Annotated in this window: 24 protein-coding genes; 19 read left to right on the forward strand and 5 right to left on the reverse strand. The window is 69.3% G+C overall.

Going from position 1 to position 26,380, the window contains the following annotated elements; all coding sequences use genetic code 11:
• The first annotated feature begins 35 nt into the window (after positions 1-35).
• The 4 genes from nrdI (at position 36) to ACWIE7_RS03275 (ending at position 4,466) form a co-directional block, all read left to right on the forward strand.
• Positions 36-482 (forward strand): class Ib ribonucleoside-diphosphate reductase assembly flavoprotein NrdI, encoded by a 447-nt coding sequence (gene nrdI / locus ACWIE7_RS03260; protein ID WP_452099274.1) that lies wholly within the window; start codon positions 36-38, stop codon positions 480-482.
• Entirely contained in the window at positions 479-2,629 is a 2,151-nt protein-coding gene (gene nrdE / locus ACWIE7_RS03265; RefSeq protein WP_452099275.1) for a class 1b ribonucleoside-diphosphate reductase subunit alpha, read from the forward strand. Before nrdI ends, nrdE begins: the two co-directional genes overlap by 4 nt.
• A gap of 55 nt (positions 2,630-2,684) precedes the next feature.
• A complete protein-coding gene (gene nrdF, locus ACWIE7_RS03270; protein WP_230930312.1) occupies positions 2,685-3,701 on the forward strand; it encodes a class 1b ribonucleoside-diphosphate reductase subunit beta in 1,017 nt (338 codons plus the stop codon).
• A gap of 228 nt (positions 3,702-3,929) precedes the next feature.
• Positions 3,930-4,466, forward strand: a complete 537-nt coding sequence (locus ACWIE7_RS03275) for a hypothetical protein (RefSeq protein ID WP_454068573.1) — start codon at positions 3,930-3,932, stop codon at positions 4,464-4,466.
• A gap of 20 nt (positions 4,467-4,486) precedes the next feature.
• On the opposite strand, the gene ACWIE7_RS03280 is transcribed toward ACWIE7_RS03275, so the two are convergent.
• Complete coding sequence (locus ACWIE7_RS03280; protein ID WP_454068574.1) at positions 4,487-5,614, reverse strand: ABC transporter substrate-binding protein; 1,128 nt, start codon at positions 5,612-5,614, stop codon at positions 4,487-4,489.
• A gap of 253 nt (positions 5,615-5,867) precedes the next feature.
• Here ACWIE7_RS03280 and ctaD point away from each other — a divergent pair, with 253 nt between their 5' ends.
• The 3 genes from ctaD to ACWIE7_RS03295 all read left to right on the forward strand — a co-directional run bounded on the left by ctaD (position 5,868) and on the right by ACWIE7_RS03295 (position 9,841).
• Positions 5,868-7,628 (forward strand): aa3-type cytochrome oxidase subunit I, encoded by a 1,761-nt coding sequence (ctaD, locus tag ACWIE7_RS03285; RefSeq protein WP_454068575.1) that lies wholly within the window; start codon positions 5,868-5,870, stop codon positions 7,626-7,628.
• A 165-nt stretch (positions 7,629-7,793) separates the two neighbouring features.
• Entirely contained in the window at positions 7,794-9,023 is a 1,230-nt protein-coding gene (gene serB / locus ACWIE7_RS03290; protein ID WP_452099279.1) for a phosphoserine phosphatase SerB, read from the forward strand.
• On the forward strand, positions 9,020-9,841 hold the full coding sequence (locus tag ACWIE7_RS03295) for an aminoacyl-tRNA hydrolase (RefSeq protein WP_454068576.1): 822 nt from the start codon (positions 9,020-9,022) through the stop codon (positions 9,839-9,841). Before serB ends, ACWIE7_RS03295 begins: the two co-directional genes overlap by 4 nt.
• Here the strand turns inward: ACWIE7_RS03295 and ACWIE7_RS03300 are convergent.
• Positions 9,784-10,617, reverse strand: coding sequence for a helix-turn-helix domain-containing protein (locus tag ACWIE7_RS03300; protein ID WP_452099281.1), 834 nt, complete (start codon positions 10,615-10,617; stop codon positions 9,784-9,786). The genes ACWIE7_RS03295 and ACWIE7_RS03300 overlap by 58 nt on opposite strands.
• Positions 10,618-10,773: 156 nt before the next feature.
• On the opposite strand from ACWIE7_RS03300, the gene ACWIE7_RS03305 reads away from it, so the two are divergent.
• Genes ACWIE7_RS03305 through ACWIE7_RS03325 form a run of 5 tightly spaced genes read left to right on the forward strand, consistent with a single transcriptional unit; the run spans position 10,774 to position 16,424 of the window.
• Positions 10,774-11,787: an ABC transporter substrate-binding protein gene (locus tag ACWIE7_RS03305; RefSeq protein ID WP_454068577.1), complete on the forward strand. Its 1,014-nt coding sequence runs from the start codon at positions 10,774-10,776 to the stop codon at positions 11,785-11,787.
• Positions 11,784-13,481: a siderophore-interacting protein gene (locus ACWIE7_RS03310; RefSeq protein ID WP_454068578.1), complete on the forward strand. Its 1,698-nt coding sequence runs from the start codon at positions 11,784-11,786 to the stop codon at positions 13,479-13,481. Before ACWIE7_RS03305 ends, ACWIE7_RS03310 begins: the two co-directional genes overlap by 4 nt.
• Positions 13,478-14,617 (forward strand): FecCD family ABC transporter permease, encoded by a 1,140-nt coding sequence (locus ACWIE7_RS03315; RefSeq protein WP_454068579.1) that lies wholly within the window; start codon positions 13,478-13,480, stop codon positions 14,615-14,617. Before ACWIE7_RS03310 ends, ACWIE7_RS03315 begins: the two co-directional genes overlap by 4 nt.
• The gene (locus tag ACWIE7_RS03320) at positions 14,614-15,645 is read left to right on the forward strand and encodes a FecCD family ABC transporter permease (protein WP_454068580.1); all 1,032 of its coding nucleotides are present in this window, start codon (positions 14,614-14,616) and stop codon (positions 15,643-15,645) included. The genes ACWIE7_RS03315 and ACWIE7_RS03320 overlap by 4 nt, the downstream gene beginning before the upstream one ends.
• A 2-nt stretch (positions 15,646-15,647) precedes the next feature.
• A complete protein-coding gene (locus tag ACWIE7_RS03325) occupies positions 15,648-16,424 on the forward strand; it encodes an ABC transporter ATP-binding protein (RefSeq protein ID WP_454068581.1) in 777 nt (258 codons plus the stop codon).
• 50 nt (positions 16,425-16,474) lie between these two features.
• On the opposite strand, the gene ACWIE7_RS03330 is transcribed toward ACWIE7_RS03325, so the two are convergent.
• Positions 16,475-18,583 carry an ATP-dependent DNA helicase gene (locus tag ACWIE7_RS03330; RefSeq protein WP_452099287.1) on the reverse strand — a complete coding sequence of 703 codons (2,109 nt, stop codon included), beginning with the start codon at positions 18,581-18,583 and terminating at the stop codon, positions 16,475-16,477.
• 100 nt (positions 18,584-18,683) lie between these two features.
• Positions 18,684-20,039 (reverse strand): nicotinate phosphoribosyltransferase, encoded by a 1,356-nt coding sequence (locus ACWIE7_RS03335; RefSeq protein WP_452099288.1) that lies wholly within the window; start codon positions 20,037-20,039, stop codon positions 18,684-18,686.
• A gap of 53 nt (positions 20,040-20,092) precedes the next feature.
• On the opposite strand from ACWIE7_RS03335, the gene clpS reads away from it, so the two are divergent.
• The 7 genes from clpS to ACWIE7_RS03370 all read left to right on the forward strand — a co-directional run bounded on the left by clpS (position 20,093) and on the right by ACWIE7_RS03370 (position 24,967).
• Positions 20,093-20,437: an ATP-dependent Clp protease adapter ClpS gene (gene clpS / locus ACWIE7_RS03340; protein WP_452099290.1), complete on the forward strand. Its 345-nt coding sequence runs from the start codon at positions 20,093-20,095 to the stop codon at positions 20,435-20,437.
• 4 nt (positions 20,438-20,441) lie between these two features.
• Positions 20,442-21,071 carry a DUF2017 domain-containing protein gene (locus ACWIE7_RS03345; protein WP_452099291.1) on the forward strand — a complete coding sequence of 210 codons (630 nt, stop codon included), beginning with the start codon at positions 20,442-20,444 and terminating at the stop codon, positions 21,069-21,071.
• 10 nt (positions 21,072-21,081) lie between these two features.
• Positions 21,082-21,747 (forward strand): rhomboid family intramembrane serine protease, encoded by a 666-nt coding sequence (locus tag ACWIE7_RS03350; RefSeq protein ID WP_454058226.1) that lies wholly within the window; start codon positions 21,082-21,084, stop codon positions 21,745-21,747.
• Positions 21,748-21,770: 23 nt separating this feature from the next.
• The gene (murI, locus tag ACWIE7_RS03355) at positions 21,771-22,613 is read left to right on the forward strand and encodes a glutamate racemase (RefSeq protein WP_454058225.1); all 843 of its coding nucleotides are present in this window, start codon (positions 21,771-21,773) and stop codon (positions 22,611-22,613) included.
• A gap of 74 nt (positions 22,614-22,687) precedes the next feature.
• Entirely contained in the window at positions 22,688-23,467 is a 780-nt protein-coding gene (locus ACWIE7_RS03360; RefSeq protein ID WP_454068582.1) for an MBL fold metallo-hydrolase, read from the forward strand.
• A gap of 60 nt (positions 23,468-23,527) precedes the next feature.
• A complete protein-coding gene (rph, locus tag ACWIE7_RS03365; RefSeq protein WP_452099295.1) occupies positions 23,528-24,313 on the forward strand; it encodes a ribonuclease PH in 786 nt (261 codons plus the stop codon).
• Positions 24,314-24,316: 3 nt separating this feature from the next.
• On the forward strand, positions 24,317-24,967 hold the full coding sequence (locus ACWIE7_RS03370; protein ID WP_454058223.1) for a non-canonical purine NTP pyrophosphatase: 651 nt from the start codon (positions 24,317-24,319) through the stop codon (positions 24,965-24,967).
• A 201-nt stretch (positions 24,968-25,168) separates the two neighbouring features.
• On the opposite strand, the gene ACWIE7_RS03375 is transcribed toward ACWIE7_RS03370, so the two are convergent.
• The gene (locus ACWIE7_RS03375) at positions 25,169-26,020 is read right to left on the reverse strand and encodes an endonuclease domain-containing protein (protein WP_454068583.1); all 852 of its coding nucleotides are present in this window, start codon (positions 26,018-26,020) and stop codon (positions 25,169-25,171) included.
• Positions 26,021-26,380: the final 360 nt, after the last annotated feature.

Consider the following 26,380-nt stretch of genomic DNA (forward strand, 5'->3'; position numbering starts at 1 on the left):
AGCAACACCAGAGTTCATGTGACTAGGGGGCAGCCATGGCGGCTCCGGATCCGGCCGATACGCCGGTGAGGATCGTCTACTTCTCCAACGTGTCCGAGTACACGAAGAAATTCGTCGATCGGCTCGGTCTTCCCGCGGTGCGCATACCGGTGCGGAGGACCGAACCGATGCCGGCGGTGTCGGACCCGTATGTTCTGATCGTCCCGACCTACGGGGGAAGCCTCGAGATCACCGGGAAGAACGGGGCTGCGGTCCCGCGTCAGGTGGTCGCGTTCCTCAATGACGCGCACAACAGAAGTCTCTGCCGAGGCGTGATCGCCGGCGGCAACACCAACTTCGGAACCGACTTCGGTCGCTCCGGCGACGTGATCGCGAACAAGCTGGAGATCCCGTATCTCTACCGGTTCGAGTTGATGGGCACACAGGAGGACGTCATCCGCGTCCGAGAAGGATTGGAAGAGTTTTGGCAGCACCAACAATGACCCCCGAGAGCAGCGGCACCATGGCGACCGAGGGGCAGCGTCTGGACTACCACGCGCTCAACGCCATGCTCAACCTGTATGACGCGGACGGGAACATCCAGTTCGAGAAGGATCATCAGGCGGCACGCGAGTACTTCCTCCAGCACGTCAACCAGAACACCGTCTTCTTCCACAACCTGGACGAGAAGCTGGACTACCTGGTGGAGAAGGACTACTACGAGCGCGAGGTGCTCGACCAGTACACGCGTAACTTCGTGCGCGAGCTGTTCGACTACGCCTACGCCAAGAAGTTCCGCTTCCAGACCTTCCTCGGCGCGTTCAAGTACTACACCTCGTACACGCTCAAGACGTTCGACGGTAAGCGTTACCTCGAGCGCTACGAGGACCGCGTCTGCATGGTCGCCCTCACGCTCGCCGCCGGCGACGAGGTGCTGGCCCGGCAGCTCGTCGACGAGGTCATCGACGGCCGTTTCCAGCCGGCGACGCCCACGTTCCTCAATTCGGGCAAGAAGCAGCGCGGCGAGCCCGTGTCCTGCTTCCTGTTGCGTATCGAGGACAACATGGAGTCCATCGGTCGCGGCATCAATTCGGCCCTGCAGCTGTCCAAGCGCGGCGGCGGTGTGGCCCTGCTGCTGTCGAACCTGCGCGAGCACGGCGCGCCCATCAAGCACATCGAGAACCAGTCCTCGGGCGTCATCCCCGTGATGAAGCTCCTGGAGGACTCCTTCTCCTACGCCAACCAGCTCGGTGCGCGTCAGGGCGCCGGTGCGGTGTACCTGCACGCCCACCACCCGGACATCTACAAGTTCCTCGACACCAAGCGTGAGAACGCGGACGAGAAGATCCGCATCAAGACCCTCTCGCTGGGCGTCGTGATCCCGGACATCACGTTCGAGCTCGCCAAGCGCAACGACGACATGTACCTGTTCTCGCCGTACGACGTCGAGCGCATCTATGGCAAGCCGTTCGCTGACGTCAACATCTCGGAGCATTACCACGAGATGGTCGAGGACAGCCGCATCAAGAAGACCAAGATCAACGCGCGGCAGTTCTTCCAGACCGTCGCGGAGCTGCAGTTCGAGTCCGGCTACCCGTACATCATGTACGAGGACACGGTGAACCGCGCCAACCCGATCGCCGGCCGGATCACGCACTCCAACCTGTGCTCCGAGATCCTCCAGGTCTCCACGCCGTCGACGTACAACGACGACCTGACCTACTCCCACGTGGGCAAGGACATCTCCTGCAACCTCGGCTCGCTGAACATCGCCAAGGCCATGGACTCGCCCGACTTCGGGCGGACCATCGAGACCGCGATCCGCGGCCTCACCGCGGTGTCCGATCAGACCTCGATCGACTCGGTCCCCTCGATCGAGCGCGGCAACTCGGAGTCCCACGCCATCGGTCTGGGTCAGATGAACCTCCACGGCTACCTGGCCCGCGAGCGGATCTACTACGGATCCGAGGAGGGCATCGACTTCACGAACATCTACTTCTACACCGTGCTGTACCACGCGCTGCGGGCGTCGAACGCCATCGCGCGTGAGCGGGGCAGCTGGTTCGCCGGCTTCCCGGATTCGAAGTACGCCTCCGGCGAGTTCTTCGACAAGTACACCGACCAGGTGTGGGAGCCGGCCACCGACAGGGTGCGCCAGCTGTTCGCCGAGTCCGAGGTCGCCATCCCCACCCGGGACGACTGGCACGCGCTCAAGACGGACGTGCAGAAGTACGGCATCTACAACCAGAACCTGCAGGCTGTTCCGCCCACCGGATCGATCAGCTACATCAACAACTCGACCTCGTCGATCCACCCCGTGGCCTCGAAGATCGAGATCCGCAAGGAGGGCAAGATCGGGCGCGTCTACTACCCGGCGCCCTACCTGACCAACGACAACCTGGACTACTACCAGGACGCGTACGAGATCGGCTACGAGAAGATCATTGACACGTATGCCGCCGCCACGCAGCACGTCGACCAGGGGCTCTCGCTGACCCTGTTCTTCAAGGACACCGCGGACACCCGGGAGGTCAACCGGGCGCAGATCTACGCATGGCGCAAGGGCATCAAGACCCTGTACTACATCCGGGTGCGTCAGCTCGCGCTGGAAGGCACCGAGGTCGAGGGCTGCGTCTCGTGCATGCTCTGATCCAGCGGCCGCAGGCCACCGCCCCGACCCCCACCCGTCACCAGGAGGAGATCCGATGACCGCCGAGCTGCACGCTCCGGGTTCACACAGCCCCGCCGCGGGCATCCAGCCCAAGCTCGTCGACCGGGTGTCGGCGATCAACTGGAACCGCATCCCCGATGAGGTCGACGACCAGGTGTGGGGTCGCCTGACGACCAACTTCTGGCTGCCTGAGAAGGTGCCCGTCTCCAACGACATCCCGTCGTGGCAGACCCTGACCGAGTACGAGCAGACGCTCACCGCGCGCGTCTTCACCGGCCTGACCCTGCTGGACACCCTCCAGGGCACGGTCGGCGCCGTCAGCATGATCCCCGACGCCTCGACCCCCCACGAGGAGGCGGTGCTCACCAACATCGCGTTCATGGAGTCGGTGCACGCCAAGAGCTACTCGACCATCTTCTCCACGCTCTGCTCGACCCCGCAGGTCGACGACGCCTTCCGCTGGGCCGAGGAGAACCCGTACCTGCAGCGCAAGGCCAAGATCGTGCTCGGCTACTACGCCGGAGACGATCCGCTCAAGCGCAAGATCGCCTCGGTGATGCTCGAGTCGTTCATGTTCTACTCAGGTTTCTACCTGCCCATGCGGTGGTCGTCGCGCGCCAAGCTCACCAACACCGCCGACGTCATCCGGCTGATCATCCGCGACGAGGCGGTGCACGGCTACTACATCGGCTACAAGTACCAGCGCGCACTCGAGCAGGTCGATCAGAAGACCCGTGACGAGCTCAAGGACTACACCTTCGAGTTGTTGTTCGAGCTGTACGACAACGAGGCCGACTACACCGAGGACCTCTACGACCCGGTGGGCTGGACCGAGGACGTCAAGAAGTTCCTCCGGTACAACGCCAACAAGGCCCTGATGAACATGGGCTACGAGGGCATGTTCCCCAAGGACGAGACCGACGTCGATCCGGCCATCCTCGCGGCGCTGAGCCCCAACGCCGACGAGAACCACGACTTCTTCTCGGGCTCCGGGAGTTCGTACGTCATGGGCAAGGCCGTCGCCACCGAGGACGAGGACTGGGACTTCTGACCTCTCGTCGCGCGCGGTCAGCCACCTGACACCAGCCGGGCCCTGAGCACCTGTGACACCACAGGCTCGGGGCCGGTGGCGTTCCTGTGCGCGGGATATCGGCGCGCAGGCGAAACCGCGTGCGGAGGTGGGCGTCCGTTTATCATCGAAGCGATCCCGCCGGTGTCCACGTCTCCTACGGTCGAGCGCGCATCCCCGGGTGATGTCCCCGCGTGAAAGGGAAGTGCCATGTCGTCGCATGCGGGAGGTGCCGAGGCCGAGGTCTCGGTCCGGCGAGAGCGTGACCTGCTGGCCGAGGTGCATCTGTCCACCGAGGAGGGGATCTACGGCCTGATCCTCGTGGCGGGGCTCATCGCGGTCGCCGGCAACACCGGTCTGTCCTCCATTCGGGCGCTGGCGTTCGTCCTCGTCACCGTCGGCGTGTTCTGGGTGGCGCACGTGTACTCGGGGACCGTGGCCGCGCACAGCAGTCACGCAGGACTGTCGCTGAGAGCGTCGCTACGGATGGCGCGTAAGCGTTCCAGGGGACTGCTCGCGGCCGTCGTCCCGCCCGCCGTCCCGCTGGTTCTGGGCGCAGTGGGGTTGATCGATGACCTCGTCGCCGACTGGATAGCGATGTGGACGATCGTCGCCGTCCTCGCCCTGCTCGGCTACCTCACCTATCGGCGTCGCGACGCGCCGCTGCGCATGTGTCTTCTCGCCGCGGTGTCCACGGCGGTGCTCGGGTTCGTCATCATCGTGGCCAAAGCACTGCTGCACCACTGAGCCAGCCGGCGCGGTGGCGACTATCCGTCGGGAGCGATCCCGTTGATCGACGTGCGGATGTCCTCCAGCACCGCGCGCGCCGCGACCGGTCCGGAGCCCTCCCACACGGCCCGATCCATCACGAAGATCCTGTTGGCGCCGACCGCGTCCAGGTCGGCCCAGCGGTCGGAGGCGAAAACCTCGCGCGCCGCGTCCGCCTCCGCAGGGCCTCCGCCGACGATCGCGAAGATCACGTCGCCGTCCAGTTCGTCGCCGAGCGCGGGGGACTCGGGCAGGGGAGGGACCCGCTCGCCGTCTCGCGTGCGCTGGGCCGGAGGCCGGCCGGCTTCCACCGACTCGAGCAGCAACGAACCGAGCGTGGTCGGGTCCTGGACCTCCGCCCCGCCCGTGTCGGACACCGAGACCAGCGAGACCCGCGAGTCGGACGGGGTCGCCGCGCCGATCGTCATCCGCGTCCGCTCGATCACGTCCAGCAGTACATCGCCGCCCGCACGGGGCCTGCCGTAGGCGTCGGAGATCAGCTCGGTCGCGTCCGTCCAGGACAGGGGGTCGGCGTCGTAGACGACCGTGGGCGCGACGGTGCCCAGGGCCTCCACGACCGCGTCATCGAGTCCGTCCGTGCCCGCCAGCACGATCAGGTCCGGATCGAGGTTCCGCGCGGCCGAGGCGGCCTCCGACGGGCTCGGCACCGACAGATCGACCTCGGGGAGGTCGGTCAGAGACGTGGGGAGGTAGACGTCCGCGTCCCAGGGCAGCCCGGAGGTGCCGACGACGAGCTGCTGCAGCCCGAGGGCACAGGCGACGTCGACCGCTCCCACACCGAGCGCGAGGATTCGTTCCGGCGACCGCGGCACCTCGACCGAATCGCCGCCCGGCCCCTCGGACGGAACCTCACGAGCGCCCGTGCCCGGGAACTCGGCGGGGGCGGGCTCCTCGGCGCAGGACTCCTCCGGCTCGGCGGAGCGCTGCAGCTCCTCGCCGGCCATGCGCGAGGGCGTCGTCGTCACCGGCTGCTCGATCATGTCGACAGGGGAGGGGCCGCACGCGGAGAGCGTCAGCCCGAGCGCCAGCGGGGCAGCGAGGCCGGCGGTCAGTCGCCCGTACCCCCGCCCGGGGTGGCGGCGGAGTGATGGCGCGGAGTCGGTCATGGGAACACAGCCTAGGAGATCGCCCGACGGCCGCTGCCTCCGTGGAGGTCGGAGGCGTCTCGGAGACCGTGCGTGAGTGCGGCCTGGATCACCTTCGATGTGCCGGATGACCACCGGCGACGACTTCGGCGGGGTGAGTGGTTCGAGTTCTCAGCCGGGGGTTAGGATTGCGGTCACGCACTATTCCTATGCGTTCGACGTGGGGTCGGTGGTTCGACCCACGACGTCGGGTGAGGCGTTCAGGAGGACCCTTATGACCGCAGTGGCCCCCAAGCCGGTCCACGACCTCGACCACCCACCGGGCGAACCCACGGGTGACGCCCGGCCGGGTTCGTTCGTGTGGAAGATGTTGACGACGACCGATCACAAGATGCTCGGCATCATGTATATCGTCACGTGCTTCATCTTCTTCTTCATCGGTGGGCTCATGGCCCTGCTCATCCGGGCGGAGCTGTTCTTCCCGGGCATGCAGTTCCTGTCGAACGAGCAGTTCAACCAGCTGTTCACCATGCACGGCACAGTCATGTTGCTGCTGTACGGCACCCCGATCGTCGTCGGGTTCGCCAACTACATCATGCCGCTGCAGATCGGCGCGCCGGACGTGGCGTTCCCGCGACTGAACGCGTTCGGTTTCTGGCTGTTCAGCGCCGGCGGTGCCCTGATGCTCTCGGGCTTCCTCACCCCGGGGGGCGCTGCGTCCTTCGGCTGGACCATGTACATGCCACTGGCGGACAAGATCCACTCGCCCAACGTCGGCGCGGATCTCTGGATCCTCGGCGTCGGCATCGGCGGTATCGGCACCATCCTCGGCGCCGTCAACTTCGTCACCACCATCATCTGCCTGCGCGCGCCGGGCATGACGATGTTCCGGATGCCCATCTTCACGTGGAACATCCTCGTCGCCTCGATCCTCATCCTGCTCATCTTCCCGCTGCTGACCGCCGCGGCGCTGGGCGTGTTCTACGACCGCACCTTCGGCGGCCGTATCTACGACCCGGGCAACGGTGGCGCCATCCTGTGGCAGCACCTGTTCTGGTTCTTCGGTCACCCCGAGGTGTACGTCCTCGCGCTGCCGTTCTTCGGCATCGTCTCCGAGGTCTTCCCGGTCTTCTCGCGTAAGCCGCTGTTCGGTTACGCCGGCCTGGTCTTCGCGACGCTGGCCATCGCCGCCCTGTCGATGGCCGTGTGGGCGCACCACATGTTCGTCACCGGTGCGGTCCTGCTGCCGTTCTTCTCCTTCATGACGTTCCTCATCGCGGTTCCGACCGGCGTGAAGTTCTTCAACTGGATCGGCACCATGTGGAAGGGCAAGATGACCTTCGAGACGCCGATGGTCTTCTCCCTCGGCTTCATCGTCACCTTCCTGTTCGGTGGTCTGACCGGCATCATGATGGCCGCGGCGCCGATCGACTTCCACATCTCGGACACGTACTTCATCGTGGCGCACTTCCACTACACGCTGTTCGGCACGATCGTGTTCGCCACCTTCGCCGGCGTGTACTTCTGGTTCCCCAAGATGACGGGCCGGATGCTCGACGAGAAGCTCGGCATGTGGCACTTCTGGCTGATGTTCATCGGCTTCCACACCACGTTCCTGGTCCAGCACTGGCTGGGTAACCAGGGCATGGCCCGCCGCTACGCCGACTACCTGGCCACGGACAACTTCACGGTCCTCAACCAGATCTCGACCATCGGCTCGTTCATCCTCGGCATCGCGATGCTGCCGTTCATCTGGAACGTCATCAAGAGCTGGCGCTACGGCGAGATCGTCACCGTCGACGATCCGTGGGGCGCGGGCAACTCGCTCGAGTGGGCCACGTCCTGCCCGCCGCCGCGCCACAACTTCGTGACGCTGCCCCGCATCCGCTCGGAGCGCCCCGCGTTCGAGCTGCACTACCCGCACATGAGCGAGCGCATGCGCGCCGAGGCCCACGTCGGTGGACGCGCCAAGTCCCACGACCCGCACTCGTCCAAGGACGTCGCCGAGCGCGGACCCTCGCCGCAGAAGGGCTGACCACCCCACCCGTACTCACCCACGGGCTCGGTTAACCGGAACCCCGTCGGTAGGCTTGTCCACCGGCGGGGTTCTCGCGTGTCCGCTGCACCTTCGTCTGTTGCGCACTCCTCAGGCGACCACCGGGTGGCCCAGGCCGCCCACGACCTCCCGTCAGGAGCATCCGTGAGCACCACCGGAACCCCGGCACTCCTCACCGTCACCGGTCCCGACCGCCCGGGCGTCACCGCCCGTGTCAGCGCCGTTCTCGCCTCGCACGGCGCCGATCTCGTCGATGTCGAGCAGGTTGTCGTCAACGGCCACCTGTCCCTCGGTCTCATGACGCGGGTCGACCAGGACGCCGACGCGGTCGCCGTCGTGCGGGAACTCACCGAGCAGGTGAGCGAGATGGGGATGCACCTCGACGTGCAGTTCGACGACATCGCGCCGGCGACCCCGCCGTCCACCCATGCCGTCGTGATCCTCGGCAGCCCCGTCACGGCGTCCGCGTTCTCCGCGGTCGCCGGGGCCCTGGCCACTATCGGCGCCAACATCGACTCCATCCGGGGGATCGCCGACTACCCGGTGACCGGGCTCGAGCTCCACGTCTCCACCGCGGGCCGCGACGCGGCCGACGACTCGCACCTGCGCGAGACCCTCGCCCCGCTGTCGGACGCCCACAGCGTGGACATCTCCGTCGACAAGGCCGGTCTCGGTCGCCGCTCCAAGCGGCTGGTGGTCTTCGACGTCGACTCCACCCTCGTGCAGGGCGAGGTCATCGAGATGCTCGCCGCGCACGCGGGCAAGGAGGAGGAGGTCCGGGCCGTCACCGAGCGCGCCATGCGGGGCGAGCTCGACTTCGCGCAGTCGCTTCACGAGCGGGTCGCGACGCTGGCGGGTCTGCCGGCGTCGGTTCTCGACGAGGTGGCCTCGAGCATCGTCCTCACCCCGGGCGCCCGCACCACCATCCGCACGCTCAAGCGACTCGGGATTCGGTGTGGCGTGGTCTCCGGCGGCTTCATCCAGGTGATCTCCGGCCTGGTTGACGAGCTCGGTCTGGACTTCGCGCGCGCCAACACGCTCGAGATCGTCGACGGCGAGCTCACCGGCCGGGTCATCGGTGAGGTGGTCGACCGCGAGGCGAAGGCCGAGTACCTTCGTCAGTTCGCCGACGAGCTCGGGATCTCGCTGAGTCAGACCGTGGCGGTCGGCGACGGCGCCAACGACATCGACATGCTCACCGCCGCCGGCCTGGGCATCGCCTTCTGCGCGAAGCCGGCCCTGCGCGAGGTGGCGGATGCGTCGCTGTCGAAGCCGTTCCTCGACACCGTCCTGTTCATCCTGGGGATCACCCGGGACGAGATCGAGGCTGCGGACACGGCCGCCGGAACTTACCGTCGGGTCCCGCTGGCGTGACAGATGGGGCTGCGGCAGGCCCCGCGGGCGTGGGGGACGGCCCGATCTCGGAGGGCACCGGCGTGATCGGGGGCCCGGGCACCGGCAGGGACCTCGACTGGTGCCACGACCGGCTGGCGGCGGGACCGTCCGGGACGGAGGATCCCGAGGACCGGAAAACGGTGCGGTCGATGCCGATAGTCCTGCACCTGCCCAGAGGCGACCTGCCGTCGCGGACCCCGCTTCTCGAGGCCGCGGCATGTGCGGTCGCCCTGGTGTGTGTGGACGTGCGCGTCGCGCCCGGCGGGCCGTGGCACGAGCCGTACTCCGGCTGGCTGGATGCCCGGATGCGCAAGATCGCCCGGCGGGCCAGGGGAGCGCAGTGGCGGGCGGCGCAGGACGTGGACGGCGTGACCGTCGAGGTCGACGGCTGCGAGGCGCGGGCGTTCGTCCCGGGCCCGGTCGACGACATAGATCCGCGCCTTGGGCGTCTGCAGATCGGCGGTACCGACCTCGAGCGTGATCATCCTGACCCGCCCCCGGCCGGCGTGCCGTTGATCTGGATCGATGAAGGCTTGGACATGTCCGTCGGTAAGGCGGCGGCGCAGGTCGGTCACGGCGTCATGCTGCTGATGGCGGGGATGTCACGCAAGCGGCTGGGGGAATGGGTCGGCAGCGGTTGCCCCGTTGCGGTTCGTGAGGCCGGTTCCGCGCGCTGGCAGGAGCTGTCGGCCGCGGTGGTCCGATCAGAGCCCGGCGTGGCCGCGGTCGTCGACGCCGGCTACACCGAGGTCGCCCCGGGCTCACTGACGGTGATCGCCACCGACGTCCGGGCATGATCGCCGCGGCCCGCGTCGGCAGGCGCCTCCTCGGGCCGCCGGAGGCAGGCCAGGGGATCGATTCTGAGGTCATCGATCGGCGTGCCGCATTCCCGGCTGAGTGCACGGAGGAGCCCGGCTCGGTTCGCGAAACCTGCGCTCCGGGCCGCACTCTCACCGCTGGAGCCCCCGCGTAGGGCCCGGATCGCCACGTTGAGTCGAGTCCGTGTGCGCCACTGCTGGAACGTGAGCCCGGTTTCACCCAGGAACAGGCGCTGGATCTGACGCGGGCTGATCGAGAACCAGCCGCAGAGCTCGGCCAGGGTGGCGGAGGAGTCGGTCGCGACCTCGGCGATCTGACGTGCCGTGGGATGGGCGGGCGTGGGAACGGCGAATGCTTCGGTGAGAAGTGCCGAGACGATGTCGTCGAGACTGTCGGTGAACAGTGTCACCTGCTCGTGTGTGTAGGGCTGGGCCGCGAGCCTGGCCAGCATCAGGTCGGTGAGGGCGGGGACGACCCCCAGTCTCCGGACTCGTTCGACCGGAGTGTTGCGCGGGGACAGGAACGGCCCCAGTGCGATCGAATGCTCGTCCAGGTCGAGCGCGTGGGGGACCCCCGGGGCGAGGAGTACCGATGCCCGCGGTTCGAGAGTGACCACCGAGCCGTCCACGGTCAGGCGGCCGCGACCCATGACCATATGCACGATGTGCGGAACCTCGTGACTGTGCTCGGAATGACCGAAGAATCGCACCCGACTCTCGGGAACCGCCATCGCCAGTGCTCGTGTGAATCCCACAGGTGACCTCATTCTCTTCTGGTCCGTGACAAGTGTCACGTTGTCGCCTTCGGACCGTGACTGTGTCGCATCAGGCCTTCCGGGAGCACCCGCGACGATCTACCCTTCTCCGGGGGCTATTTGGTAAGCCTCACCTAATTTTGCACCGGAGGACAGATGTCACACAACACCCGTGCGCTCACGCGCCCGATCATGGCCGCGGCGATGACACTCGTGCTGGCCGCCACCGCGGCGTGTTCGGCCGGAGAAGGGGATCCGTCCGCCGGCGCAGCGAGCGAGCCGGGCGGAACGCGCACGGTCAGCACGCCGAAGGGGGACGTGGAGGTGCCGTCGGACCCGGAGCGCGTGGTCGTGCTCAACTACGCACTCGCCGGGTACCTGTACGAACTCGACATCCCGGTGGCCGCCACGATCCCGGAGGACGCGAGCCAGGCCAACGGGGAGTTCTCCGAACTCTGGGGAGACGCTCCGGAAGAGGACGGCACCGAGTTCCTCCCGTGGTCCGCTGACGGATTCGACCTCGAAGCCATTCTCGCCACCGATCCCGACCTCATCGTGGCCGGCGGATGGGGGTTCCCCAACTTCCAGGCGGACGCGGCCTATGAGGACCTGTCGGCGATCGCCCCGACGGTCATGGTGGACAAGTCCTTCGTCGACTGGCGTGAACAGGCCGAGTTCCTGGCCACGGACGTGTTCGACCGGCAGGACGAATTCGACGACATGGTCGCGACCTACGACGAGCGGGTCACCGAGGTGGCCGACGGGATCCTGGTTCCCCCGCAGCCGACGTCGTTCATCAGCGTGACCGCGGACGGGACCCCGTACCTGTTGTTCGAGGACACCGGCCTTTCCGTGACGTTCGGCGAGCTGGGATTCCGGACCGACGATCTCGTCGCCCGGCACAACCTCGAGCCCTACCAGCCGGGCGGCGACATGGCGGAGCTGTCCACCGAGCAACTCGGACAGATCGTCGACAGCGAGACGGTGTTCGTCATGGGGTTCAACGGGGAGACGACGTCGGTGGCCGAACTGGCCGACAACCCTGCCTGGCGCAACCTCCCCGCGTTCGTCGGGGACAACGCGTACGACCTCCCGTACTGGGCGGTGCGCCACGACTACAACGAGGCGCTCGCGATCCTCGACATCGTGCAGGCGGAGTTCCCTCGATGAGCCTGACCGATCTCGTCATCCATCCACTGGTGGTGCGGACTGCGCACGTGGTCTCGACGGAAGACGTTGACGGTCGCACTCGTCGTGTCCGCCTGGAAGGCGCCGAACTCGGCGCATTCGAGAGGGCGGGAACCAGCCACCCGGCGTTCGCCGCCCCCGGCTTCGACGATCACATCAAGCTGATCTTCGCCGCCGACGGAGACGTCGAGGCGGCGTTGCCCCGCCAACACGTCGACGGGATCGAGTGGACTCCCTCGGAGCACCGGTTGACCCGGGACTACACACCACACAGCGTGGATGGCCGGACCGGGGGCTTCACCGTGGATTTCGTCCTGCACGGGGACGGCCCGGCTGTGAGCTGGGCGCGTCAGGCGACGCCGGGGTCGACGGTGAGTTTCGTCGGACCGAAATCGTCCCAGGTGCTACCGGACGACGCCACGTCCATCGTCCTGATCGGCGACGAGACCGCGCTTCCCGCCGTCCGGCGGTTCCTGGACGAGCGGCCGCTGACGGTCCCGGCGCATGTGGTGGTGACCACCGGATGCGACGGGGCATCGACGGATCTCAAGATCCGGGGGACGGATTCGATCCGGGTCGAGCTGATGCCGGAGCCGAGCGGGGAGGCGATCGCCGCGCTGTTCGACACGGGGGACGAGGCGGAGGCGCTCGGGGACCGTCCGTTCGTCTGGGCCGCGGGTGAGGCACGGTCGCTGCTCCCACTCCGGCGTCGTCTGGCGGGCCGCGTCGAGAAGTCTCACCGCAGTATCACCGGTTACTGGCACATCGAACGCGCGGAGAAGGCGGGGGAGAGCGTTCCCGAACTGCCCGAGTCGCCGGTGGCGTGGTTCGCGGTCCGGGCCGCCCTTCACACGGGTCTGCTCGACGTACTGCGGGACCGTCCGATGTCGGTCCCGGACGCATCGTCGGCGCTCGGCGTCCAACACGGACTCGACTCGCTCGTGGGCACGCTCGCCGCCGCCGGTCTCCTGGACGGTCATGCCGACGGACGCTGGGCCCTCACGGATCTGGCCGTATCCCTCGTCGACGACGCGCACTCACGGGACGAGTTCACGGGGACCGAGGCCGACCAGGTCCTCGCACTACGTCATCTGGCGGATTCGCTCCGCAGTGGGACCCCCGCCTGGCAATTGGACACCGGGCTGCCGTTCGCGGAGTCCGCGCTCACCGACCCCGAGGTGGCGCATCACCTCGAGCACGAATCCGAGTCGCTGGTCTTCCTCCAGCACGGCCTCCGGCGCGTTCTGACCGGGCTCGCGAGCCCGGGGGTCGTCGCGGTGGGCCCGGGGGCGGGCCTGGTGGCCCGGCTCGCCCACGGCGCCGGGGACGGCAGCGTCCACGTGGAGGTCGATGGAGAGCGCGGCGATGTGGTGGTCTCGGCAATGCTCCTGAGTCACCTCGATGACCAGTCGGCCCTGCAGCATCTGCGGGACCTGTCCGACATGGCCGGACGCGCGATGGTCATCGACTCGAGTACCCCCGACGGGCTGTCGCAGACCGCTGCTGACCAGGGGCTGCTCCGCTTCGTCACCACAGGGTGCGACCCTCGGACGCAGGACCGGGTCGGAGAGCTGGCCCGGGCGGCCGGATGGACCGCGCGGCAACGGCACACCCTCGGGTGGGGAGTCGTCGCGGACGAGTTCATCCGAGACGACGACGGTGCGTCCCGGCAGTGACCCCGACTCCGCCGACGACTTCCCAGCGTCCGGCGAACCGGCCCGCTCGGTCGGACGGGCGCACCGGCCGGTGGGCCGAGGGGGCCACCCGGTCGTTTTCTCCGCAGGCCATCCACACAGATCCGCCACGGAGCGGGCACCGGACCGGACGGCGGATCATCGGCCTCGCGATCGGCGTCGTCCTCCTGGTGGCCGTCTGCGCCCTGAGCCTGTTCGTCGGGTCGGCGTCACTCGGGCCCGGCGAGGTGATGTCGGCGTTGACGGGTAAGGCCGACCCGATCATCCACTCGACCGTTGTGGAGATGCGACTGCCCAGGGCTCTCCTCGGGGTCCTGGTGGGCGCGGCGCTCGGCGTGGCGGGCGCACTCGCCCAGGCTCTGACCCGGAACCCCCTCGCGGACCCGGGGATTCTCGGCGTCAACGCCGGTGCGGGGCTCGCGGTGGCGGTGGCCGTGGCGTTCTTCGGGATCACCTCGATCAGTGGCTACGTGTGGTTCGCGTTCGCCGGTGCGCTGCTGTCGTTCGTGCTCGTCTATACGATCGCTCTGCGCGGGCCACACGGAGCGACGCCGGTGCGCCTCACCCTGATCGGGGTGGCCCTGACAGCCGTGTGCACCGGCATCACCCAGTCACTCGAACTGGTGCTTCCCCGTGTCTTCGACCAGATGCGGTTCTGGGGTGTCGGGAGTATCGCCGACCGGCCCGAGGGGACCGTCGCGTTCGTCGCCCCGTTCATCGTGGTGGGGCTCGTGGTGGCCATGCTGACCGGGCGCGCGGTCAACGCCATCGCGCTCGGCGACGACCGGGCCCGTGCACTGGGGGTGCCGATCGGCCTCGTACGGGGCATCTCGGCCCTGGCGATCACGGTGCTGTGTGGCGCCGCCACAGCGGCCGCCGGGCCGATCGCGTTCGTGGGACTGATGATCCCGCACGCGGTTCGGCTGGTCACCGGCCCGGACCATCGGTGGATCATGGCCTACTCGGTGGTGGCCGCCCCGATACTGCTCGTCGTCGCGGACATCATCGGACGCCTCGTGGCCTGGCCGGCAGAGTTGCGCGTGGGAATCGTCACCGCATTCCTGGGAGCCCCGGTGCTCATACTGCTCGTCCGCCGGGCGGAACGGGGAGGAATGTGACCGGCGAGCGGGCCGTCCGGCTGGGCCGATTCAGCCGTATCGTGACGCCCGGTGACATCCGGGTCGCGGGTCTTGTCGTCGTCGTCCTCGTGGCGCTGGTCCTGACCTCGCTCATGGTCGGGGAGCAGTTGATCCCCCTCGATCGTGTCGTGCGGGCGTTCGGCCCCGAGGCCACCAGAGTGGACTCTATGGTCGTGGTGCAGTGGCGGGCGCCCCGCGCGTTCGCCGCCGCGGTGTTCGGCGCCTGCCTCGGGATCAGCGGCGCCGTCTTCCAGTCGCTGACGCGCAATCCGTTGGGGAGTCCCGACATCATCGGCCTCAACACCGGCGCATTCACCGGGGTCCTGGTGGTCATCAGTCTGGGCGGGATGGGCTACGCCGCGGTCTCCGCGGGCGCCGTGGTCGGGGGAGTGGCCGCGGCCGGATTGGTGTATCTGTTCGCCTACTCCTCCGGGCTCCAGGGATTCCGCCTGATCATCGTGGGGATCGCCGTCAGCGCGTTCCTCGGGTCGATCAACTCAGGGCTGGTCGTCTCATCCGAACTCGACGTGGCGCTGCGGGCCGCGGTCTGGGGCGCGGGGTCCCTGAACGGCGTCCGATGGCCACAGCTGCTCGGAGCAGGCGCGCTGGCCCTGGCCCTCGTGGCGCTGGTCCCGTGGCTGGCCCGACGAATCGCCCAGCTCGAGTTGGGCGATGACGCCGCGAAGACGCGCGGGGCCCGGACAGAGCCGGTGAAGGCCGTCGCCGTCGTGGTGGGAGTAGCGCTGACCGCGCTGGTGACCGCGGTGACCGGGCCGATCGCGTTCATCTCGCTGGCCGCGCCGCAGATCGCGCGGCGGATCCGACGGCGGTCGGGTGGCTTCGACCCGGTCGGCGCAGCCCTCGTCGGAGCGGTGCTGCTCGCCGGGTCCGATCTGATCGCCCAGCACGCGATCCCCGCCGCCAGTGTGCCGGTCGGCGCGGTGACGGTCTGTCTGGGCGGGATCTATCTGGTGTACCTGCTGGTGCGGGAGAGTGACAGGAGTTGAGTGTGGAATCGGCACTGGAGGCGCGCGGGGTATCCGTGGCGTACCGGCGGGGCGAAAACGTGCTGTCCGAGGTCTCGGCGAGCGTGCCGGCCGGCGAGTTCACCGCGATCATCGGACCCAACGGATGCGGAAAGTCCACCCTGGTCAGGGTGTTCACGAGACTTCTCACCCCGTCGTCAGGTCAGGTTTTCCTCGGCGGTGAGGACCTCGCCCGCGTGCGTACGGCCGACGTCGCGCGCCGTTTGAGCCTGCTCCCCCAGGACTCGCCGATCCCGGACGGGATCCGGGTGGCCGAGCTGGTGCGGCGAGGTCGCTATCCGCACCAGACCCTGTTCGCCCAGTGGAGCGCCCGCGACGAGGAAGCGGTCACCACCGCCATGGAGCTGACCCACGTGGACGAACTGGCGGACCGACTCGTCGGCACCCTGTCGGGCGGGCAGCGCCAGCGCGTGTGGATCGCGCTGGCACTGGCACAGGATGCGCCCTGCCTGTTGTTGGACGAGCCGACGACCTTCCTGGACATCGCGCATCAGGTGGAGACGCTGCGCCTGCTCGACGATCTTCGCGCGCGGGGCCGGACGATCGTGGCGGTGTTGCACGAGCTGGGGAACGCCGCCAGGTTCGCGACGCATCTGATCGTGATGAAGGACGGGCGGGTGGTGGCGACCGGGCCTCCGGCCGAGCTCCTGACCGAGGAACTGGTGGGAGAGGTGTTCGGCCTGCGGTGCCGGGTGATTCCCGATCCGGACACCAGGGTGCCGGTCATCCTGCCGCGGTGAGACCGGGCCCTGCGCGGCGCTGATGCCCGGTCGGCGCCGCCTCCGACGGCTCAGGAGTCGCGAAGTCGCTCCAGGGCGCCGAGCACCACGTCGCGGTTGGTGGTCTGCCAGAACGGGGGCAGTGAGGCGCGGAGGTAGCCACCGTAGCGGGCGGTGACCAGCCTGGAGTCGAGTACGGCCACGACGCCCCGGTCCTCGGTACGACGGAGGAGGCGCCCGACGCCCTGCGCGAGCAGGAGGGCGGCGTGGTTACCGGCGACGGCGAGGAAGCCATTGCCACCGCGGGCCGCCACCGAGCGCTGCCGCGCCGACAGCAGCGGGTCGTCCGGGCGGGGGAACGGGATCCGGTCGATGACGACGAGCGACAGTGTCTTGCCGGGGACGTCGACCCCCTGCCAGAGCGAGAGCGTCCCGACCAGCGTGGTCTCCTCGTCCTCCGCGAACTGAGCGACGAGATTGGCCGTCGAGTCCTCGCCCTGGCACAGGACCGGGGTGTCCAACCGTTCGCGCAGGAGCTCGGCGGCGGCCTTGGCCGCCCGCATCGACGAGAACAGTCCCAGTGTGCGCCCACCGGCGGCGGCGACGAGATCCACGAGTTCGTCCTCCGCGTCGGACGAGGTCCCGTCGCGGCCGGGGGCGGGCAGGTGCGCGGCCACGTAGAGGATGCCGTTGCGGCGGTAGTCGAACGGCGATCCGGCGTCCATGCCCGACCAGCGCAGTGCGGCGGCGTCCTCGTCGGACGGCGGCTCGAGGGAGACGGCCGTCGCCGGGTCCGGGCGCGCGGCGGAGGCGGGCGGCAGACCCCAGCTGGCGGCCAGCCCGTCGAACTTCCCACCCGTCGTGAGGGTGGCGGAGGTGAGGATCACCGTGGACTCGGCGAACAGGCGGGTACGCAGGAGTCCCGCCACGGTCAGCGGCGCGACCCGCAGGATGCGTCCGCGTCGGTCCTCCTGGCTCATCCAGACGATCTCCAGGCGTTCGGCCACGGGCTTGTCGTAGGACCCGAGCATGCGGTCGGCGGCCTCGGCGATCTCGTCGAGTGCCGCCAACGTCTTCTGTCGGTCCGAGGCCCCCTGCGGGTCGCCGGCCGCCTCCCCGGGCTTGGGGCCGGGCACCGCGCTGCGGCAGTTCTCCGCGGTGTGGCGGACGGCGGCCAGCGCCAGGTCCGCCCCCTCGGGAAGGATGTCCCAGCGCCCCTCGGGGCAGATCTCGAGTAGCCCGGCCAGGCCCTCGCCGGCGGCGACCATACGGTCCGCGGTCTGCTGGTCGACGAGCTTGGCGGCCCGGCGTGCGGCCTGGATGACGGCGGCGCCGGTGAGTTCCGCGGTGGAGACACCGGTGACCCGATCCGACAGTTCGTGGGCCTCGTCGATCACCACGGCGTCATGCTCCGGGAGCACCGACACGTCGGTCATGGCGTCGATCGCCAACAGCGCGTGGTTGGTCACCACCACGTCCGCGCGTCCGGCCTCCTGCCGGGCCTGCTCGGCGAAGCACTCGGAGAACTCGGGGCACAGCTGCCCCAGGCATTCGCGGCTCGTCACCGAGACCTGGCGCCACGCCGCGTCCGATACGCCGCGGGGCAGATCGTCCCGGTCGCCGGTGTCGGTCTCCTGCGCCCAGTCGTGCAGCCGCGCGATCTCCCGCCCGAGCCACGAGGACGGGCCGGTGTCGCGGGGCGAGGCCTGCCGCGGGGTGCGTGCGGCCGTGGACTCGCCGCCGAGAGGGAGATCGAACAGCTCCTCCGTCTCGATCTCCTCCGGGTCGGCCTCGTCGACCGGCCCGGTGCTCACGCGGTGGAGGCACAGGTAGTTGCCGCGGCCCTTGAGGATCGCGTGGGAGGGCGCCACGCCGAGCGACGGACGTAGTGCGGCGGCCAGGCGCGGTAGGTCCCGGTCCACGAGCTGGTTCTGCAGGGCGATCGTGGCGGTGGAGACGACGACGGTGCCGCCCGTCTCCACGGAGTGCCGCAGCGAGGGTACGAGATACGCCAGCGACTTACCCGTGCCGGTGCCGGCCTGCACGGCGAGATGCTCGCCGGTCGACAACGCGTTTCCCACCGCCTCGGCCATCATCAGCTGGCCGTCGCGTCGACTTCCGCCGAGACCCTCGACAGCGGTGTCGAGGAGCTCGGAGACGGAGGGAAGCGAGTCGGTCACGCGGTAACCCTAGCCGCCCGATCCGACACGAGGTCAGCGGCCGGTGGGCGCGGACGCGGTCGTCGTCGGTCCTGCCCTCGGGGGACGGGCGACCAGCGTTCTACGAGGGGGTGCCGTGCGGCGCGACGGTACGAACGGGGATGGCCGGATCCCCGGCACTGAGCGCGAGTCCCTCCCACGGCAGGCTCACCATCACGGCCGCGTGGTGGTCGCGGGACTGCTCGAGTGAGGGCAGATCCGGCACGGGCTCGCCGTCGCGGAGCATGGGGATCATCAGCTCGCGCTGCTCGAGACCGGGCTCGTCGGGCGCACTGCCGGACGCCGGGAAAAGCACTTCCTCGACCGCGGTACCCGAGGCCCGGTGGTACCGGACCGCGCGCTTGGCACCGGGCAGCGTCTCCTTGTGGGTGGAGCGTTTGGCCACCGGGATGCCGTCGACCTCCACCAGCTTGTAGACCATGCCCGCCGTCGAGGCGCCGGAGCCGGTCACCAGGCGCGTGCCGACGCCGTAGACGTCGACGGGCTCGGCGCGGAGCGCGGCGATCGCGTACTCGTCCAGGTCCCCGGAGACGACGATCTTCGTGCGCTGCGCCCCGAGGGCGTCCAGCTGGTCCCGCACCTGCCTGGCGAGCACGCCGAGGTCGCCGGAGTCGATCCGCACGCCCCCGAGTTCGGGGCCTGCCACCTCGACCGCGGTGGCCACGCCGGAAGTGATGTCGTAGGTGTCGACCAGCAGCGTCGTCCCCACCCCGAGGGTGGCGACCTGCGAGCGGAAGGCGGCCGCCTCGTCGGGGCCGTCGGGCCCGGTGTGGAGCAGCGTGAACGCGTGCGCCGAGGTGCCGGCGGAGGGGACACCGTGGCGCCGGGTGGCTTCGACATTGGAGGTGGAGTGGAAACCGGCGAGGTAGGAGGCGCGGGCCGCGGCCACGGCCGCCTCCTCGTGGGTGCGGCGTGAGCCCATCTCGATGATGCGGCGGCCGCGTGCGGCGGAACTCATCCGGGCGGCCGCGGCCGTGATCGCGCTGTCGTGGTTGAACACGGACAACACCAGGGTCTCGAGCACCACACACTCGGCGAAGCCGCCGCGGACACTGAGCACGGGGGAGCCGGGAAAGTAGAGCTCGCCTTCCCGGTAGCCGTCGATGTCGCCGCTGAACCGGAAGTCCCGGAGCCATCGGATGGTCCGCTCGTCGAGGGAGTCCGCGACCACCGCGACCTCCTCCTCGGTGAACCGGAAGTCGGCGAGCCGGTCGAGCAGACGGCCGGTGCCGCCGACGACGCCGTACCGGCGGCCCGCGGGCAGGCGGCGGGCGAACACCTCGAAGACGCAGGGCCGGTCGGCTGTGCCGTCGGCCAGTGCCGCGCTGATCATGGTGAGCTCGTACTTGTCCGTCAGCAGCGCGGTGGAGGGCCGCCCCGACCGGGGTTCGGAGGCGGGCGATGTCGTCGAGGTCACGCGGCCGACTCTACGTCGTGGCCGCGGGGGCGGGAATCCGTATCCTGGGATGCATGCACCCAGTGACGACACCGCTCGCGGCCGTCCGGAGCACCGTCCCGCACATGGCGATGCCTTCGGCGGTGCCCGTGGAGTCCACGGATACGGAGCTCGACGGCGGGATCGACAATCCCTGGCTCACCGTGGTCTGGGACGATCCGGTCAACCTCATGAGCTACGTGACGTTCGTCTTCCAGCGGGTGTTCGGTTACACCCGCGAGCACGCGCACGACCTGATGCTCAAGGTGCACAACGACGGCCGGGCGGTCGTGTCCTCCGGGGGTCGGGACAAGGTGGAGAACGACGTGCGGAAACTGCAAGAGGCCGGGCTGTGGGCCACCATGCAGCGGGAGGCGTGAGTCCGTGAAGGCCTGGCAGCGAAAGTCCTCCCTGGGCGGCCCCCGTATCAAGTCGGTGATGGAGAGCCACGAGGTGCAGATCCTGCACGCGCTGGTCTCCAACGTCGTGGACATGCTCGAGCAGCGCCGCGACTCGGCGCCGCGGGACGAGCTGGCCGAGCTCACGGGTATGCGCAGTGGGCATTCCGCACTGCCGGACCAGGCGCCGCTCGCGAGACTGCTGCCGGACTTCCACCGACCCGAGAAAGCGGACGGGCCGCAGGGACCGTCCGGGTCGGGGTCGGACGCCGGGGCCGTGGCGCGCGCCCACAACTCGGGCATGCGGATGATCCACGAGCCGGAGATCATCGACGCCAAGCTCGCGTCGGCGGCGGTGCTTCTGCGCTCGCTGCCGGCCCGCGGCGGAACCGTCTCGCTGACCATGGACCAGGCGCAGGCCTGGATGGGCTGTCTCAACGACGTTCGCCTGGGGTTGGGCGCGGTGCTGCTCGAGGCCGGCGACGCGGATGGCACCCCCGCGACCGATATCCCGGAGTTCGTGCCGGAGGACGATCCGCGCTCGGCGCAGCTGGACGTCTACCACTGGCTGACGTTCATGCAGGACTCCCTGTGCACCGCCCTGACCGGGGAATGAGGAGAACACCGTGTACCACGACCCCCGAGCCCCGATGACGCCCGGCGTCGGCGACCCGGCGCCCGCCAGGCAGGGCCCCCGGCGCGGGCCGGCGCTCATCCTGTTGTTCTGTTTCGTCGCCCTGATGTGGGTGGTCGAGGCGGCCGACCAGGTCCTCATCGCGGTAACCGGCAACCGGCAGGTCCTGGACGCCCACGGCGTGGAACCCCTGTCGACCGACGGCCTCCTGGGGATCCTCTTCCAGCCCCTGTTGCACGGTGACTGGGCGCACCTGATCGGCAACTCGGTAGCCCTCCTGATCCTCGGCTCGATCATCGCGATGTCCGGCGTCCGTCCGCTCATCAGCGTCACGCTCATCTCCTGGGTCGCCTCGGGCGTGGTGTCCTGGCTGCTCGGTGGCGTCGGCACCGTCCACATCGGCGCGTCCGGAATCGTGTTCGGCTACGTGGCGTACGTGATCCTCCGCGGCTTCTTCACCCGCAGGTTCCTGCACCTGGTGATCGGGGTGGTCATCGGGATCTTCTACGGCGTCGAGACCCTCGCCGGTCTGTCACCGATGCTCGAAGGCGTGTCGTGGCAGGGCCACCTCGGCGGCGCGATCGGCGGCCTGGTGTCGGCGTACGGGCTCAAGCGGGACCGCGGGTCGAAGCACCTCCCCGCCGGGCAGCGCGGGTGACGGGCCGGAGACTGGGCGCCTCGGTGACCTCCCGCGGCCGCGGCACGCCGGGCACGCCGCCGGACCGGAATGCGCCGATCGGGGTCTTCGACTCGGGGGCGGGCGGATTGACCGTGGCGCGCGCGATCATGGACCAGCTGCCCGACGAGTCGGTGGTCTACGTCGGCGACACCGCTCACGGGCCGTACGGGCCGTTGCCGATCGCGGAGGTCCGCGCGCACGCGCTGGCGATCGCCGACCAACTCGTCGAGCGGGGCGTCAAGGCGTTGGTGATCGCCTGCAACACGGCGTCGGCGGCCATGCTGCGTGATGCCCGCGAGCGCTACCCGGTGCCCGTGGTGGAGGTCATCCAGCCGGCGGCCCGCCGCGCGGTGGCCACCACGCGGTCGGGGAAGATCGGCGTGATCGCCACGCGGGCCACGGTCGCCTCCCGGGCCTACGACGACGCTGTCGCCGCCGCGGCCGGCATCGAACTCACGTCGGTGGCGTGCCCCAAGTTCGTGGAGTTCGTGGAGCGCGGCGTCACCAGCGGCCGCCAGGTTCTCGGCCTGGCCGAGGCCTACCTCGCCCCGATCCGCGACTCGGACGTCGACACCCTGGTGCTGGGCTGCACCCATTACCCGCTGCTGTCGGGCGTGGTTCAGCTGGCGGTGGGGGACAACGTCACTCTGGTCTCGAGCGCGGAGGAGACGGCCAAGGACGTGCTCCGGGTGCTCACCGCCGAGGACCTGTTACGACCGCACGATCAGGAGCATCCGGCGACGCGGGAGTTCCTCGTCACCGGCGATCCGGATGCCTTCCGCAGAGTGGCGTCGCGCTTCATCGGTCCCGGGCTGGTGGCGGTCGGGCGGACGGCGGTGGGTTGAGCCGTGTGGGACACGCGTCGCGGGTAGGGGCGCAGTCGGCACGACACGCGGCCCGGCGTGGCACGATGGTGCCCATGTTTCTGACAGTCCTCGGGTGCTCGGGAAGTATCGGCGGACCCACCTCGCCGGCGTCCGGGTACCTCGTGGAGGTCGAGGGCGTGGCCCCCGTGGTGATCGACATGGGGCCGGGGGTGTTGGGCGCGCTGCAGCGCCACGCCGTCCCCGAGGACGCCGCGATCCTTCTGTCGCATCTCCACGCCGATCACTGCCTGGACGTGCCGAGCCTGTTGGTGCTGCGCCGGTACGGGCCGCACTCGGCCACGGCCGGCAGGGTGCCGCTGGTCGGGCCGTCGGGGACGGCCTATCGGATCGGCGTGGCATCGGCGGAGGAACCCGGTGCGGTCGACGACCTGTCGGACACGTTCGAGGTGTCGACGTGGGATGTCACGCCCGAGCTGGAGTTCAAGGACGACGACGGCGAGGTGGCCCTCTCCGTGCGGGCCGGTCGGGTGGATCATCCGCCGGAGTCGTACGGACTACGCCTGACCTCGGCCGACGGTCGCGTGCTGGTCTACAGCGGTGACACGGCTTATGGCGAGTCGGTGGTCGAGCTCGCGGCCGGCGCCGATGTCCTGCTCTGCGAGGCGTCCTGGACGCACGAGGAGGGGCACCCGCCGGGCATCCATATGTCGGGAATCGAGGCGGGACGGGTCGCGGCGCGCGCCGGGGTCGGTCGGCTCCTGCTGACCCACATCCCACCGTGGACGGATCCCGAAGCCGTGCGTGCCGAGGCCGCGACCGAGTACACCGGCGAGATCCTGCTCGCCGAGCCGGACCTTCGTCTGGAGATCTGAGAACCGGCGCAGGGGCCGTCGCCACGCGGTGTCGGGCGTCCGCCGCTAGGATCGGCGCTCGTGACCTCTTCGAACATCAGCAGAGCAGACGGGCGCGCGGACGGCGATCTGCGCGACGTGACCATCACGCGGGGCTTCACCTCGCATCCGGCGGGTTCGGTTCTCGTCACCTTCGGGCAGACCCGGGTGATGTGCACGGCCAGCGTCACCGAGGGGGTGCCGAGGTGGCGCAAGGGCTCGGGACTGGGCTGGCTCACCGCCGAGTACGCGATGCTGCCCGCGGCCACGCACGAACGTTCGGGCCGTGAGTCGGTGCGCGGCAAGGTCGGCGGCCGCACCCACGAGATCAGCCGCCTGGTGGGCCGGTCGTTGCGTGCCTGCATCGACCTGTCGGCGCTGGGGGAGAACACCATCGCGCTGGACTGTGACGTGCTCCAGGCCGATGGCGGCACCCGCACCGCGGCCATCACCGGCGCGTACGTCGCCCTGGCGGATGCGGTGACCTGGCTGCAGTCCAAGGGCGCGGTCACCGGCAATCCGCTCACCGGGGCGATCGCCGCGGTCAGCGTCGGCGTGGTCGACGGTCGCGTCCTGTGCGACCTCCCGTACGAGGAGGACTCGCGGGCCGGGGTGGACATGAACGTGGTCTGTACGGACGCGGGCGCGCTCGTCGAGGTGCAGGGCACGGCCGAGGGGGCAGCGTTCGGTCGCGACACGCTGAACGAGATGCTCGACTCGGCCCAGGCCGGTTGCGAGAAGCTGTTCGAGTTGCAGCGTCAGGCGCTGGCCGCGCCGTACCCGGGCGAGCTGCCCACGCCTCCCGGCGTGCCGGCGCGGCGGAAGTAGACGGTGACCGTGCGCCTGCTGGTCGCCAGCCGGAACGCCAAGAAGCTCGCCGAGCTGCGGCGGGTGCTGGACGCGGAGGGGATCGTCGGCATCGAGCCGGTGGGCCTGGACGAGGTCCCCGAGTTCGCGGAAGAACCCGAGGACGGCGCGACCTTCGGCGAGAACGCCCTCATCAAGGCGCGGTCGGGCGCGCGGGCCACGGGCCTGGCGTGTCTGGCCGACGACTCCGGTCTGGCCGTGGACGCGCTCAACGGTATGCCGGGCGTGCTCTCGGCGCGCTGGGCAGGCAGCCACGGCGACGATGCCGCGAACAACGCCCTGCTGCTGGGCCAGCTGACCGACGTGCCCGATGAGCGACGGGGAGCGGCGTTCGTCTCCGCCTGCGCGCTGGTCTGGCCGGGCGGGGTCCCCGGGTCGGGTTTCACATCCGGGCCGGACGGCGCCGAGATCGTGACGGAGGGGCGCTGGCAGGGTTCGGTCCTGCGCGCGCCGCGCGGGGAGGGCGGGTTCGGCTACGACCCGCTGTTCCAGCCCGAGGGATCGGACCGCGCCGCCGCCGAACTCACGCCGGCCGAGAAGGATGCGGCCTCGCATCGCGGCCGCGCGCTGCGTGCCCTGGCACCGGCACTGCGAGTGCTCGCCGAACAAGCCTGACCCGGCCGTTGCCCGGGCCTCAACCCGGCGATCGCCCGTCCCCAGCCTCCACGCGGCACTCACTCACACGTCCTCAGTCCCGCCTCCGCCAGCCCGTCCGCCGAGTGGTCGCACCGCCTCACAAAACGCCAAGACCAGGCCCGGCGCAGACGGGATTCTCGACCACTCGCCGCGACCCCGCGGCACGCGAGGCGCGTCCGCCTAACTGAAGGCGCGTAGCAGTTGCCCGGCGAGTTCCTGGCGGGTGAAGTAGAACTGCCGCTTGGTTACCTGGATGAATCGCCACCCCAGCGCTTCGAGACGATTCCGGCGTTCGACGTCCCTGGCATGTTGTCGAGGCTCGTTGTGGTAGTCGCCGTCGTATTCCACCGCGATCATGCGTTCCGGGTCCGCGAAGTCCAGGCGATACGGAGTCGCCCGAACTTTGAACTGCGAGATGAGGTGGGTGATTCCCAGATCAACGAGGAACAATCTCAGTCGCGTCTCCATGGCGGACTGCGACTTCGGGTCGACCAACGTGCACCGGTCGAGTGCGATGCGCCGCCCCCTGAGTCCCGGGTACTGGTCGAGGAGCGAGGGCATCGCGAGCCGGGCATCGATCCCCGGACCCATGCGCCAGGCACCGTCGAGCGCGACTACTGCCTCGTCGCGGTCAAGGTTCCGGGCTAGATCGAACAGCGCCCATTCGGGAGAGGCGACCAGCAGAGGATTGCGATCTGCATCGAGAACGGTCTCGACCCGGTCGATCGGCACGTCGTAGCGGCGAGCGGTGATCCCCGGTCGTCGCACGCGCCGGAGACCGACGGCCAACTCGACGGGGTACTCGCGTGGTAGCCACGGGTGGCCGTGGATCGCGACCGCCAGCCACCCGGTCGCCACCGCGCAGGGGACCGCGACAGTCGCCGCGGCGAGGCGGGAGACCGGGGTCTGGCGCGTTTCTCGTGGCTCCCATACTCCGTGATGGGTACGTCGGTAGCGGTCGGTGGCGCGATGGGCGCCGAATTCGGAGAGCAGATGGCCGTAGCGTCGCGGCCCGCCGGGAGATGTGGTCACGCGTCGACCATCGCGCATCGTCCGATGAGGTCAGCAGATCTGTCCTGGCGAAACTTCTCGGTCTGTGGACACCGAGAGGGCCTGTGGAATGCGGGCGGCGACGCCGTCGACTACCCGGCCGGCCCGGGCATACGTCGACGACACGGTTCCGCCGAGTGGTCCCACCGCCTCACAAATCCCCAAGACGCGGCCCCGCGTCGCCGTGATTACCGACCACTCGGCGGGATTTGCGACCACTCGACGGGGAGGCGGCAGCAGAACCGAGGAGACGACCACTGGTCGGGGAGGCGGCTGCAGAGCCGGCGAGGCGACTACACGACGGGATTTGCGACCACTCGGCGGGAAGATCACAGCAGAGCC

It is taken from the genome of Dietzia sp. NPDC055343, from assembly GCF_053645265.1.

Coding starts and splice junctions, on each gene's coding strand:
- nrdF (WP_230930312.1), top strand. CDS start 2,685: ATGACCGCCGAGCTGCACGCTCCGGGTTCACACAGCCCCGCCGCGGGC.
- nrdI (WP_452099274.1), top strand. CDS start 36: ATGGCGGCTCCGGATCCGGCCGATACGCCGGTGAGGATCGTCTACTTC.
- ACWIE7_RS03275 (WP_454068573.1), top strand. CDS start 3,930: ATGTCGTCGCATGCGGGAGGTGCCGAGGCCGAGGTCTCGGTCCGGCGA.
- ACWIE7_RS03305 (WP_454068577.1), top strand. CDS start 10,774: ATGTCACACAACACCCGTGCGCTCACGCGCCCGATCATGGCCGCGGCG.
- ACWIE7_RS03360 (WP_454068582.1), top strand. CDS start 22,688: ATGTTTCTGACAGTCCTCGGGTGCTCGGGAAGTATCGGCGGACCCACC.
- ACWIE7_RS03280 (WP_454068574.1), bottom strand. CDS start 5,614: ATGACCGACTCCGCGCCATCACTCCGCCGCCACCCCGGGCGGGGGTAC.
- nrdE (WP_452099275.1), top strand. CDS start 479: ATGACCCCCGAGAGCAGCGGCACCATGGCGACCGAGGGGCAGCGTCTG.
- ctaD (WP_454068575.1), top strand. CDS start 5,868: ATGACCGCAGTGGCCCCCAAGCCGGTCCACGACCTCGACCACCCACCG.
- ACWIE7_RS03310 (WP_454068578.1), top strand. CDS start 11,784: ATGAGCCTGACCGATCTCGTCATCCATCCACTGGTGGTGCGGACTGCG.
- clpS (WP_452099290.1), top strand. CDS start 20,093: ATGCACCCAGTGACGACACCGCTCGCGGCCGTCCGGAGCACCGTCCCG.